Source organism: Bacillus coahuilensis m4-4 (genome assembly GCF_000171615.1).
GTDB classification, from domain to species: Bacteria; Bacillota; Bacilli; order Bacillales; family Bacillaceae_K; genus Bacillus_T; species Bacillus_T coahuilensis.
Genome location: NZ_ABFU01000021.3, coordinates 64,778 through 78,366 on the forward strand (window position 1 = coordinate 64,778; position 13,589 = coordinate 78,366).

The 13,589-nt window shown below is 36.3% G+C and carries 9 protein-coding genes and 4 pseudogenes; 8 read left to right on the top strand and 5 right to left on the bottom strand.

The genetic code is table 11. The features are described from left to right. Nucleotides 1-172: 172 nt before the first annotated feature. Entirely contained in the window at nt 173-1,345 is a 1,173-nt protein-coding gene (locus M44_RS05360) for a competence protein CoiA (RefSeq protein WP_010171591.1), read from the top strand. Nucleotides 1,346-1,426: 81 nt separating this feature from the next. Next, complete coding sequence (gene pepF / locus M44_RS05365) at nt 1,427-3,238, top strand: oligoendopeptidase F (protein WP_010171593.1); 1,812 nt, start codon at nt 1,427-1,429, stop codon at nt 3,236-3,238. Between the two features lie 451 nt (nt 3,239-3,689). On the opposite strand, the gene M44_RS05375 is transcribed toward pepF, so the two are convergent. The 4 genes and pseudogenes from M44_RS05375 to M44_RS20590 form a co-directional block, all read right to left on the bottom strand. Further along, nucleotides 3,690-4,541: a ClpXP adapter SpxH family protein gene (locus M44_RS05375; RefSeq protein WP_010171597.1), complete on the bottom strand. Its 852-nt coding sequence runs from the start codon at nt 4,539-4,541 to the stop codon at nt 3,690-3,692. Further along, nucleotides 4,538-4,933 (bottom strand): globin domain-containing protein, encoded by a 396-nt coding sequence (locus M44_RS05380; protein ID WP_010171598.1) that lies wholly within the window; start codon nt 4,931-4,933, stop codon nt 4,538-4,540. Before M44_RS05380 ends, M44_RS05375 begins: the two co-directional genes overlap by 4 nt. 75 nt (nt 4,934-5,008) lie before the next feature. Beyond that, complete coding sequence (locus tag M44_RS20585) at nt 5,009-5,743, bottom strand: lytic transglycosylase domain-containing protein (RefSeq protein WP_010171600.1); 735 nt, start codon at nt 5,741-5,743, stop codon at nt 5,009-5,011. A 13-nt stretch (nt 5,744-5,756) separates the two neighbouring features. After that, a pseudogene (locus tag M44_RS20590) lies at nt 5,757-6,339 on the bottom strand (CYTH domain-containing protein). 148 nt (nt 6,340-6,487) lie between these two features. Between M44_RS20590 and M44_RS05395 the strand changes: the two are divergent. The 4 genes from M44_RS05395 (at nt 6,488) to M44_RS05410 (ending at nt 9,273) form a co-directional block, all read left to right on the top strand. Next, complete coding sequence (locus tag M44_RS05395) at nt 6,488-6,862, top strand: UPF0738 family protein (protein WP_010171607.1); 375 nt, start codon at nt 6,488-6,490, stop codon at nt 6,860-6,862. 27 nt (nt 6,863-6,889) lie between these two features. Beyond that, nucleotides 6,890-7,489 carry a GTP diphosphokinase gene (gene yjbM, locus M44_RS05400; RefSeq protein WP_010171609.1) on the top strand — a complete coding sequence of 200 codons (600 nt, stop codon included), beginning with the start codon at nt 6,890-6,892 and terminating at the stop codon, nt 7,487-7,489. Nucleotides 7,490-7,562: 73 nt separating this feature from the next. Then, nucleotides 7,563-8,360, top strand: a complete 798-nt coding sequence (locus M44_RS05405) for an NAD kinase (RefSeq protein ID WP_010171611.1) — start codon at nt 7,563-7,565, stop codon at nt 8,358-8,360. Nucleotides 8,361-8,427: 67 nt separating this feature from the next. Beyond that, entirely contained in the window at nt 8,428-9,273 is an 846-nt protein-coding gene (locus M44_RS05410) for an RluA family pseudouridine synthase (protein WP_337444037.1), read from the top strand. 27 nt (nt 9,274-9,300) lie between these two features. Here the strand turns inward: M44_RS05410 and prpE are convergent. Continuing rightward, a pseudogene (prpE, locus tag M44_RS20595) lies at nt 9,301-10,036 on the bottom strand (bis(5'-nucleosyl)-tetraphosphatase PrpE). 138 nt (nt 10,037-10,174) lie between these two features. Here prpE and mgtE point away from each other — a divergent pair. Together mgtE and M44_RS20605 are read left to right on the top strand one after the other, a co-directional pair. Then, nucleotides 10,175-11,579 (top strand): annotated as a pseudogene (gene mgtE, locus M44_RS20600) (magnesium transporter). A 31-nt stretch (nt 11,580-11,610) separates the two neighbouring features. Next, nucleotides 11,611-13,470 (top strand): annotated as a pseudogene (locus M44_RS20605) (monovalent cation:proton antiporter family protein). Nucleotides 13,471-13,589: the final 119 nt, after the last annotated feature.

Genomic DNA, 13,589 nt, shown 5'->3' on the forward strand with positions numbered 1-13,589 from the left:
CTATGTTAAAGGGGAGTTTTTGTTTTAATAACATGCATTTTCATGTCTTAATCTCATAAGAAGTCATTTTATGAGGTCCTCGATAATATTTAATTACTGCCGCATAACATGACTCTTTTTTTATAAATATGCCTGATAAAACAAGGACTAGCAATGAGAGGAGGTGATTTTTTTGCTAGTCGCTATGTGTAAGGATGGCTTACATGTTAGTCTATTTGATCTATCATACGAACAGGCCTTGTCCATGAAACGTCAAAAATGGTATTGCCCTGCTTGTACTGATGCTGTTCTTCCTAAAATAGGAAGAAAAATTATTCCTCATTTTGCTCATTATCCACATTCTACTTGTTCTCTCAAGTTACAAGGAGAATCGTATATGCATCATGAGGGGAAAAACGATTTATTTAAATTTCTAGTGTCTGCCCAACAGACTACACAACTAGAACCATACCTTATAACAATTAATCGAAGGCCAGATCTTCTCATAAGCCAACCACATCAAAAATGGGTAGTTGAATATCAATGTAGTTCGGTTCCAGAGGATAATCTCATACAAAGAATCGAGGACTATGAATCCATCGGTCTTGAGTCGTATTGGATTATTGGAAACGAGGAGAATCATACTGGAACAACCATTCGATTCAAAAAATTCCAACTCATTTTACTCCGCTATACGCCCTCCGTTGGATATTATTTATTTTTTTATTCTCCCAAAACTAAATTAGTAGATATCATCGTAAATCCTGTCGCAATCAGTCAATCTGTATTTTTTTATACAAATGTCCGCACACCCCTTCATCAACAAACGTTTCCCTTTTCTATTTATTCTGTACCACAAGTCAATATGGATCATTTTCTTCACACATGGTTCAATCACAGAAATAAAACCATATATTATAAAGTAAAATCAACCAAAAGTTATCAAGACGCATTCTTACTAGAAGTTTACAAGCAAGGGCATTTTCCGTACTATCTCCCTCTTTTTATCGGTATACCTTGTCGCCATTCTATCCATTTCCACACTCATCCACTCATATGGCAGTACTATATTTGGACTGATTCACTTCTATCGACTACTAGTTGTACATTGTTTGTCATCAAAGAAAGAATGAAGGAAAGAATAAGAAAAGGTGATATCGCGATTCGTTATTTTCCGCTGATAAAAAAAGTATCATATGAGCAAGCTATAGAGGATTATTTACGTCAATTAGTTCACTTTAGATGTATTGAAGTTGGGAAAGATAGTGGTTTTTCATTTAAAAACGTATCTCTTTTTCAAGTAAAAGAAGAGGATATACACGAACAAAAAAAAGAAATGGATCGACAATTTAAAAAAATTGGCTGATTTAGGAATCAATAGACTTGCAGGAATAGTAAATTAAAGAGAGAATAAAAAGTGTAATCTCTTTTTGAAAGGATGAAGAAAATGGGTACTGAAACAAAAACATTACCAAAGCGTTCTGAAGTATCAGAAGAACTGACATGGAAGCTAGAAGATATTTTTTCAAGTGATGAAAAATGGGAACAAGAATTTAAAGAAATCCAAAGCTTAGTTAGTAGAGCCGAAACCTTTAAAGGGACTTTGGGAGAGAGTTCTTCCAATTTATATTCAGCGTTTTTATTCCAAGATGAAGTGTTTGAACGTATGGGTAAACTCTATACATACTCACATATGAGATACGACCAAGATACGACAAACTCTAAATATCAAGGCTATGACGATCGTGCAAAAAATTTGTACACAACTCTTGCGAGTGCATTCTCATATGTGACTCCTGAAGTCTTATCTATTGATGAAGAAAAACTAACACAATTTGTACATGAAAATGACGATTTAAAATTGTATAAGCATGCGTTAGAGCAAATTAACAAACAGCGACCTCATATCCTTTCTGCTGAACAAGAAGCATTATTAGCAGAAGTGTCTGATGTGACGAGTAATGCAAGTAACACATATGGAATGTTAAATAACGCTGATTTGGAATTTCCGTCTATTAAGGACGAAGAAGGTGCAGAGGTACAAGTCACTCACGGAAGATTTATTCGATTCCTTGAAAGTGATGACCGTCGTGTTAGAGAGGAAGCATTTAAAGCAGTATATGAGACATACGGTAAATTTAAAAACACATTCGCAACAACTCTATCAGGAGCCATTAAAAAGGATAACTTTTATGCAAGAGTAAGAAATTATGGTTCTGCTCGTGAGTCAGCGCTTGCTTCTAATGATATCCCAGAAACGGTGTATGATCAGTTAGTTGAAACGATTAATAAAAACCTTCACTTATTACAGCGATATGTTAAGCTACGTAAGCAAGTGTTAGAATTAGATGAATTACATATGTATGATTTGTATACACCCCTCGTAAAAGAAGGGAAATTTGATGTTTCTTATGAAGAGGCGAAAGATTACTTGATGAAGGGGCTTGCTCCATTAGGACAAGACTATCTGAACGTACTTCAAGAAGGATTTGAGAGCCGCTGGGTAGATGTTGTAGAGAATAAAGGCAAGAGAAGTGGTGCTTATTCTTCAGGCACATATGGGACAAATCCATATATCTTAATGAACTGGCAAGATAACGTGAATAACTTGTTCACCCTTGCACACGAATTTGGTCATAGTTTGCATAGTTATTACACTCGCAAACATCAACCATACCCATATGGAAACTATTCAATCTTTGTTGCAGAGGTAGCGTCTACTTGTAACGAAGCTTTATTGAATGATTATTTGCTTAAAACAATTGATGATGATAAGAAGAGATTATTCTTACTAAATCATTACTTAGAAGGGTTTAGAGGAACTGTATTCCGTCAAACTATGTTTGCTGAATTTGAGCATATTATTCATAAAAAAGCCCAAGACGGTGTGGCGTTAACAGCCGATATGTTAACGGAAGAGTACTATGCACTCAACAAAAAGTACTTCGGAGATGACATTGTTATAGATGAAGAAATTGGCTTAGAATGGGCACGGATTCCTCATTTCTATTACAATTATTATGTTTACCAATATGCAACAGGTTTCAGTGCAGCAACAGCTTTAAGTAAGCAAATTCTTGAAGAAGGTCAGCCAGCTGTAGAGCGATACCTTGAATTCTTAAAAGCTGGAAGCTCTGATTATCCGATCGAAGTATTAAAAAAGGCTGGTGTAGATATGACATCACCAAAGCCAATTGAAGATGCATGTAAAGTTTTTGAAGAGCTATTAAATGAAATGGAAGAGTTATTAAGTAAATAAAGGAAAAGAGGGCAGATCACTTAGTGGTCTGCCCATTAAAATCCTTTAAATCGATTTCTACCGTTCAGGTGAATGAGTAGGAAAAATAGTGAAATAAAGAGAAGTGGGGAAGTAAGGTAAAGAGGCCACAATTGTAATAGCCCTATAAGATTAATACTAAATGTTATAAATATAATAACAATTAAGATGAAAAGCCTCATCTTTAGTGCCCCCTAAAAGTCTTTTACTATTAATGTATTGTGATTTTGTAAAGTTATGAAAAAAAGTTTGACGTTTTTGTGAAAAACTAAACAAAGTATTGTCAAAGCTTGTAGAATTATGTTATATTATCACTGTGAAGTTGATCACAAACAAACATATACCCCTTTGTTTGACCGTGAAAAATTTCTCCCATCCCCTTTGTTCGTAAAGGAAAACCCCTTGTAACCTAGTTACAAGGGGTTTTCACGTATTATACGTCAAGATACTTCCAAAAATCATGTCCTTTTATTCCAATGCGTTCTACTTTTCGCTGTAGCTGGAATTCCTTTAGCTGTTTTTCGGCTTGAGAAATGGTTAGATCGTATACCGTTGCGACTTCATTTGTCCCAACGAATCGAAAAAATTTCAAGAAATCTAGTAAAGTAGGTGGATCTTTTCTAATCAGTTCTCCTTCATACATTTCCTGCATGATATGAGTATATACTTCATAGTCGTACACACCAGAAATTTTAATACCTTCGTCTTCTATCTTCTCATTAAAGAAAACAACAGTAGGACTTTCTGAAACGTCCATTTCATTCGTAATTTTTAGATCACATTGAAAAGCTTTTGCTGCTTGATGAGATAATAGGTCTTGTTTAAATTCTTCTACATCAATGTTAACCTTTGCGGCGCAATCAATAAGTGTTTCAATATTGGATATATCCTCTTTTTGTAAAAAGAGGTGCTCTTGGATCGCACGAAAAAATTTTAATCCAGCCTTTTTTCCTTGAAGCTCAGCAGCTTTAATCGCAATAGAAGCGAGATATGGAGAGTGAATGGTTGAACTTTCCCCTTCATTTGGATCCTCACATACGATTCCTGCTCTGCTTAACGTCTTTTCAACTGACTCTGTATACCTTTTTCCGCCATTATTTAAGCTAGACAATCTACCTGCTAGTACATATCGGATTTTAAAGAACCTACCATATTCAATTTGTAGCTTCTTAATGATAGGTTCAATGGTCCAACAATCAGAACATAGAGGGTCTACAAATAAATAGATTTCTAAAGGCTTTTTCTCAGAGCTACAAATATTTTGCTGTAATTCTGTTTGATTCACTGTTCATCACCTGGTTCTGTGGTGTTTATCATATGATGGGCTGTTAATGCCAGCCTTGAGAAAAAGTCTTCTCGTATTCGTTCATCTATTTCTACCGTATCCATTGCCTCACTCATACATTGTAACCAAGCTTTTGCTCGCTTTGGAGTAATCTCAAATGGCAAATGCCTTGCTCGTAGCATAGGGTGACCATGTTCGTCTGTATAATAGGTAGGTCCACCTAAATACTGAGTTAAGAATTGTGTTTGCTTCCTAGCGGTTTCCGTTAAATCGTCGGGAAATAAGGGAGCTAAATCGGGATGCTTACTGACTCGTTGGTAAAAGTCTTTAACAAGCATCGAGAGTTTCTTTTCGCCAATCAAATGGTATGGCGCTAATGGTTTCTCGACCATATAACAGGCTCCTTTTTCTTTAAATGTAACTTTATTTTAGCAACGACTTCAGAATAATACAAACAACTAGCATTTTTAGTAGTAAAAAGGTTGGGGAAATAAGAAGTCTCTATACAAAAAAGCACGCCTAGAATAATGATTGCTAGGACGTGCTTTCTGTTCATACAGGGTTTTAGACCATTGCATTTTTACCTTTTGTACGTACTGAATCGTTTCTTTAAAAGGAGGAATTCCACCATACTTCTGAACATTTCCAGGGCCAGCATTGTAGGCAGCAAGGGCAAGGTCTAAATCTTGATCGAATTGATCTAGCATTTGTCGCAGATATTTGCTTCCTGCCATTACATTTTGAGTAGGATTAAATATATCCGTCACACCAAGAGACGCAGCGGTCTTTGGCATGAGTTGCATAAGACCAGAAGCACCAGCATGGCTTACAGCATTTGATTGGTAATTTGATTCAGTTTGAATGACAGCAGAAATTAATTCTTTAGGTAAACCAAATGTCCGACTGGCCTGTCCAATAATACTTTCTAAGTCTGTTGGAATAGTAGTCGTAGAATCTTTTGGAAGTGGTGCACTAGAAATTCTGTTAACGCTCGGAAATGTAAAAGATTGAAGCTGCTGATAGACATTTCCAAGAGTCCCATTAGACGTAGTCGTATTTAATTGGCTTTGTAATGCAGTCTGTAGTACTTGCTGAAACAAATCACTGGTACTCGTTAATGATGTGGTATTCCCTTGAACGGTAGAAGATATTCCTTGTAAACCTTTTAGCTGAAGCATAGTCTTCATGGATTGGATATCCACCTATCAACAACTCCTAGTCTTTTTGATTGTATTTTGCTAAATAAAATCGTTTAATTTTATTATTCGTTTCTCGAATTGGTATTGAGAGTGAGTGTAACAGTTCTTCAAATGTCTTTTTCCCTGTGACAGCATCCCTTACTTCATATTCTACTTCATAATCTGTATGATTTAAATAGTGACTCTTATCCAGTACAATAATCCCATCTTTATATGCTACTTCTGTTCGTTCCGTCATTAATTCACCAAAATAGACGATAGAAGCAGGGGTAGATACTACTGCTTCAACTTGGTCATAGACTAAACCATAAGGGATAGGCCCTCCATTTAACAGGGCTAAGGCTTCCTTTTCTGATAGCACCTGATGAGTTTCAAGTAATCCCTCTTCAAGTGGTTGTTTTAATGTCAATATAAAATCATGGCCTTTTTTTCTTGATTCTCAAGGCTGATTCATTCTTTTTTAAAAGGTAGTCTTCTGTATCAAAATAGTAGTTGGTTTGAGGTTGGAATTGTTCGCTTTTTATTTGAAACCATTGTAAAAGCGTATCAAACTCTTGTTTCGTTAGTATATTTTTAAATTCAATTTCAATTTCTTGCATCTATACGGGACTCCTTCCAATCCTAGCATCTTGAGTATAGCTTACCTAAAATAAGTTAAGTTGAAAAGTATGATTTGATTGTTTAGTAAGATGTGGGAGTAGTGTGTTAAAATAAAAACGTATGACCGTTTTGAAAGGAGTAGTGTCATTGAGAAAAATTGCGAACTTACATAAGAAAGAAATGACAGAAAATACAATGATTTTTACAACAAATGAACAAGAAATTGTAAAAGGGATAGTCCCAACTGGTCAATTAATTGTTGATTCAGATCAGCTATCTTTTGTGTATTTAGGTGAAGTGGAAGAGGAGTATGTTTATTTATATTTGAGTGAGACATGCTGGGAAGACGTACGAGCTGGAATTCATAATAATGTACAATTTTTCTTAGATGTTGATGGAGAAGTGGTTGAATTATTAGAATTAAATGAAGAACTAACCTACTTAATTTCAAATATTGAGGGTAATGGCAATTATGGTGAACAAATGGTAGAAAAGGTTGAAAGTATCTTCATCAACTCGTAACAAGTGTTTTAGAAAGGTGAGGTTACAATGGACAACTGGGACTTATTCTTGGCGCCGTATAAGCAGGCAGTCGATGAATTAAAGATTAAATTAAAGGGAATGCGACAACAATTTGAACTAGAAGATCTTCATTCTCCCATAGAATTTGTTACAGGCAGAGTTAAGCCAAAAACGAGTATTTTGAATAAATCTACAGAAAAAAACATCCCATTAGATCAAATTCAAGATATAGCTGGACTTCGAATTATGTGTCAATTTGTAGATGATATCCACTCTGTGGTCAAGTTACTCCGGATTCGAACTGACTTGAACGTAGTAGAGGAAAGAGATTATATTTCCAATAAGAAACAAAGCGGTTACCGATCTTATCATGTTGTTGTGGAGTATCCTGTCCAAACTAGAAACGGGGAAAAAAGAATTCTAGCAGAAATCCAAATTCGAACATTAGCAATGAATTTTTGGGCAACCATTGAACATTCGCTTAATTATAAATATCAAGGACAAATCCCAACTGCCATTGGTCTTAGACTTCAAAGGGCAGCCGAGGCAGCTTTTCAATTAGATGAGGAAATGTCATTAATACGTGAAGAGATTCAAGAAGCTCAAGCTATCTTTCAAAAGAAATAAAGCATCGGGTTCATTTCTATTGGAAGTATTGCATCTTCAATAAATATTTCGGTGGAACGGAAGGGTGAGGATTGTGAAATTTGCTATCATGACAAAAGGAGATTCAAAATCTAATTCCTATATGCATAAGATGAAGACCTATTTACAAGATTTTGAACTTGTTTGGGATGAACATGAACCTGATATAGTCATCTCGATTGGTGGGGATGGGACGCTTTTATATGCTTTCCACCGATATAGCTCACGATTAAATAAAACGGCATTTGTAGGAGTACATACTGGACACTTAGGATTCTATGCAGATTGGGTTCCAGAAGAAATCGAAAAGCTCGTTATTGCCATTGCTAAAACACCATATCAAATTATTGAGTATCCACTTTTAGAGACCATTATTCGTTACCAGCACGGTGGTAAAGAGACGAGGTACTTAGCACTAAATGAAGCCACTGTGAAAAGTGTAGAGGGTACACTTGTGATGGATGTTGAAATTAGAGGGCAGCATTTTGAACGCTTTAGAGGTGATGGGTTATGTGTGAGTACACCTTCCGGTAGTACGGCCTATAATAAAGCGCTAGGTGGAGCGATCCTTCACCCTTCTATTCCAGCCATTCAACTAGCAGAAATGGCTTCGATTAATAATCGTGTCTTTCGTACAATAGGTTCTCCACTCGTTTTACCAGCACACCATACATGTATGTTAAAACCTGTTAACGGTCCAGATTTTATGGTAACGATTGATCATCTAACATTATTACATAAAGATGTGAAATCCATACAGTACAGAGTAGCTGCTGAAAAGATTAGATTCGCTAGATTCAGACCGTTTCCTTTCTGGAAACGAGTCCATGATTCCTTTATTGCAGATAAATAGAAAGGATAATTGACGGTGAAAGCTTATACAAAAAGAATGGACTGTCTCAGGTAACGAGGGTCTTACCATTAAGGAATTTCTAAAGGGAGAAGGCATTAGTAAAAGTGCATTAGCCTTTGTTAAATTTCATGGCGGTGAAATCATAGTTAACGAAGTTGAGAGGACGGTTCGATACATCCTACAGAAGGGTGATCGGTTGAAGGTTACCTTTCCGCCGGAGGTACCAAGCGGTGGATTGAAACCTGAAAACATTCCATTAACCATTGTCTATGAGGATGAACATGTTTTAGTCGTTAATAAACCTGCCAGAATGAATACGATCCCTTCAAAAGAACATCCAACGGGCAGTTTAGCAAATGCTTTACTTTTCTATTATGAGAAAATCGGCCTTCCCTCAACCGTTCATATCGTTACTAGATTAGACCGGGATACATCAGGTTTGGTACTAATTGCGAAGCATCAATTTGTACATGGAAAACTTAGTTTGCTACAACAGCAAAAGAAAGTAAACCGAGAATATGAAGCGTTAAGTGAAGGTACGTTTAAGGAGCCATATGGAAAAATAGAGCTCCCTATTGGACGCAAAGATACGAGTATTATTGAAAGAGAAGTTAGACACGACGGTAAATATGCTTGTACATACTACAGGGTTCTGCAGAATTTCCAGAAGTTTAGCCATGTGAAGCTTAAATTGGAGACAGGCAGAACTCATCAAATTCGCGTTCATCTTTCCCATATAGGTCATCCTCTAGTAGGAGATACCCTATATGGCGGTGGAACCAAATGGCTAAAACGACAAGCGTTGCATTGTTCTTCTCTCTCATTCTTTCACCCCTTTTTAAAAGAGGAACTACACTTAAAATGTCAGCTTCCAAAGGACATAGAGAAATTAGTAAAAAACGGCTCAGAATAAAAAAATCTGTGCCGTTTTTTTAGGGAATTAATCAAATGAGCGAAACTTTTCTTCTATGAATGGCATAGCAGATTGAACTTCAATGGTTTCCATTTCAGGGTAGCGTAAGGCCGTTAAGACACCACCAAATACACACCCTGTATCAATATTGACGGTTCGGTTTATAAACCTTGGCTGTTTAACTGGAGTATGCCCGTAAACAATCCATGTATCTCCCTTATGATGTTTGGCCCAATCTCTTCTGACTGGTGTACCATCAGTAATTTTTTTCACCGGTTATATCACCATATAAAACAAAGGTTTTCACATAATTTGTTTGTTTTCCTATATCTTCTTCTTTAATTCCTGCATGGGCAATCACTACATTTCCATCATCTAAAACATGATATAACGGATTTTGTTCATATAATTCTATAAAATGTTCCTTCACTAAGATAAACTCTTGCTCACTAAGTCGTTCTAATTCTCCTACTGTTGTTTCAAGACCGTGCACTACCTTTATACCGTTACCTAATAAATAGCGGTATAACTTATTGCAGTGGTTACCAGGAGAGTAAATTCCGCGACCTTCCTTCCACAATTGATACACCACTTCAATCACACCAACTGAGTTAGGACCTCTATCTGTTAAATCACCTACAAAAGCAAGGGTCCTAGTAGGGTGAAGAGGGATGCCGTTTATCCATTGGTACCCTAATTTCTTTGTCAATTTAGTGAATTCGTCTAAGCAACCGTGAATGTCTCCAATGATATCTAACTTCATTTTCCATCACCTTTCAAAAGGAATTAGCTAATCCTGTTAACATTTGATCTATTATATCATGCAATATTTTACGAGTTTGTAAACGTGAAGAAAATTACTTGCAATATAAAGACATTCCTTATAAGATTTGCTAGTATAATGATTAACCCAGATGAGAGTTGGGAGGGAAATACCGTGTCAAATGAAAATGAGAGACACCACCTAGATGATGAACTCCTATACATAGCTTTAACGTCTGGTGACGTGGAATTATTTCGTCGTGAATTTCTAGAACTACATTCATACGATCAAGCTCAATACTACCTGCAATTAGACCAAGGGGTGCGAGAAACTGTCTATCATTACTTATCTCCAAATGAAATGGCAGACATTTATGTTCATATAGATGTAGACCAAATTGTAAATGATAGCTTAATGCAAGAAATGAGTCCAAGATATGCATCAGAAATGCTCCAAAACATGTTTGCCGATGATGCTGTTGATGTATTAAATGAATTGGATAAAAATCAGGTGGCTAGTTATTTAACGTTAATGAATGCAGAAGCTGCAAAGGAAATTAAAGAGCTTCTACATTATGAGGAATATACAGCTGGAAGTATTATGACGACAGAGTTTGTTGCCATTTCAAAAAATCAAACTATTCGTTCTGCCATGTATATTTTAAAAAATGAGGCCCCGAATGCCGAAACGATATATTATATTTACGTTGTGGACGAACTAAAGCATTTAGTTGGGGTGTTATCCCTACGTGATCTTATCGTTACACATGATGATCTAATGGTTCACGAAGTAATGAGTGATCGTGTGAAATCGGTTATGGTCGGGGAAGATCAAGAGGAAGTAGCCAGAATGATGAAAGATTATGGCTTCTTAGCTCTTCCGGTAGTGGACTTTCAGGAACATTTATTAGGAATTATCACCGTAGATGACATTATGGAAGTAATGGACGAAGAGGCAACCGATGACTATTCAAAACTTGCTGGGGTTTCAGATTTAGATGTAGTCGATGTCAGTCCGTTTAGTGCTGCAAAAAAAAGACTTCCATGGCTCATTATTTTATTAGTTCTGGGCATGGTGACTGCCTCTATAATTGCTCAATTTGAGGAAACGTTAGACAAAGTTGCACTATTGGCCGTATTTATACCTCTAATAGCTGGTATGGCTGGAAATACAGGCACACAGGCCTTAGCTGTGGCTGTAAGAGGGATTGCGACAGGAGAAATTCAGAACAAGAGCAAACGCACTTTGCTCCTAAGAGAAGCAGGAACAGGTCTTATTACTGGTATTACATGTGGAATATTGATTACAATAGGTATTATTCTATGGCAAGGAACTCTTGTCTTGGGAATCTTAGTGGGATTCTCCATTTTCGCCAGTATTTTTGTTGCGACACTTGCAGGTTCTTTTGTTCCTTTAATTATGCACAAGGTAAACATTGACCCAGCCGTTGCATCAGGTCCTTTTATTACCACCATTAATGATCTACTTTCGATTTTTATTTTATTTTGGACTTGCGACATTATTTATGAATTATTTATTGTAATATAATTTTAAAAAGAGAGGATGGGATATAAATGGAGCACCATGCATCTGTTACATCGCTAGTGGTTGTTATTGTCGTAGCTTTTATTACGCCAATATTATTACACCGCTTTAAATTGAATTTCATCCCAGTAGTTATTGCAGAAATCCTAATGGGATTAGTCATTGGTAAAAGTGGATTTGATTTAGTAGAAGAAGACATGTGGTTAGAAACCCTCAGCACACTTGGATTTATTTTTCTTATGTTCTTAAGTGGTCTAGAAATTGATTTTAAGGCATTTTCAAAAGAGGGTAAACAAAAAGAAAGTATTGCAAAACGGTAAGCCCGAACCAAATAGACTACTTGTGTCTATGATTATTTTTACTGGGATATTTGCCATGAGTCTTGGCCTCAGTTATTTATTCGTCCTATTTGGTTTAATTGATAATGCCTTCTTTACGACATTAATCATTTCTACTATTTCATTAGGTGTGGTTGTCCCCACTTTAAAGGAAGCACATATTTCAAAGAGTGCTATCGGACAAATTATTTTACTTGTCGCCGTTATTGCAGACTTAGTAACGATGATTTTACTAGCAGTATTCGTATCCTTTTATAGTGAAGATGGAGGAAATACTTGGCTATTGTTAATTCTGTTTGGTGCAGGAATTTTACTATACTTTGTCGCGAAACGATTTAAAGACTTACCATTATTAAAAAGCTTGTCAGAAGGTACTGTTCAAATCGGTACTCGTGCAATCTTTACTTTAATTATTGTTCTTGTGGCTTTATCAGAATCGGTTGGAGCAGAAAATATTCTGGGTGCATTCTTAGCAGGAGTTCTTGTATCATTACTAGCTCCTAACCAAGAGTTGATGCACAATTTAGATTCATTCGGATATGGATTTTTAATTCCAATCTTCTTTGTGATGGTTGGGGTAGATATTGACGTATGGTCATTATTTAGTGATAAAAAAGTATTATTGCTTATTCCATTGCTACTTTTTGCTTTCTTTATTTCAAAATTGGTTCCGGTGTACATTTTAAAGAAATGGTATGATCATAAAACCGTTCTTGCCTCTGCGTTCTTATTAACGTCAACCTTATCGCTTGTAATCGCTGCTGCTAAGATAGCAGAACGAATTGGCATGATTACTCCTGAATTAAGCGGACTGTTAATATTAGTAGCCGTCATAACATGTGTCATAACACCAATAATGTTTAAGCGAATCTTCCCAAAAGAAACGGTAGAAGAAAGACAATTAAAAGTTGCATTTATTGGAGCCAATCAATTAACTTTACCCGTTTACCGGGAGTTAAACTCATCTTTATATGAAGCCGTATTATATCATCGTAAACAAGAAAAAGCAGAGAAAATTACCGATTCTGTCTTTGAAATTGTGGAAATGAACGACCTAGAAATTGAAACACTTGAAGCTCATGAGGCCTTTAATCATGATATTATGGTCATTTCAACTGGTGATGAAGAGCACAATGCTGTATTAGCCTTAGCTGCAAAATCAAATGGAGTCGACCGTGTCATCGTTCGAGTAGAAACTGCTGAGTTAGAAGAAAAAATGAAAGAAACGGTATAGAAGTATTTTCTGTATTCCTTTCTACCAAAGCATTATTACGAGCACTAATCGAATCACCATCTGTCATAAATATATTAACAAATCAAGAAACATCTCTATACGAAATTCGTATGATGAATATCGAATTCCACGGGATGACTTTACGCCAATTCCCATTCACTGGAGATATTATCTTTGTTCGGATCTTTAGAGGGAAAGACAGCATCGTCCCTCATGGAGATACAGAGCTTCACATGAATGATCGACTGATTGTAACAGGATCTAGAGAATATGTGGATGAATTAAAGAGAGAACTAGAATTCTGTGAATATTGTTAAGTATGAGAACCGTCATTTGGACGGTTCTTTTTTTTGAGGCTGGGTGGGGGATATTATGGAAACGGACATGGTGTTAGCTAGGAGTGAGAATAGTGGTAGTGCACGAAATGAGCGGAGGT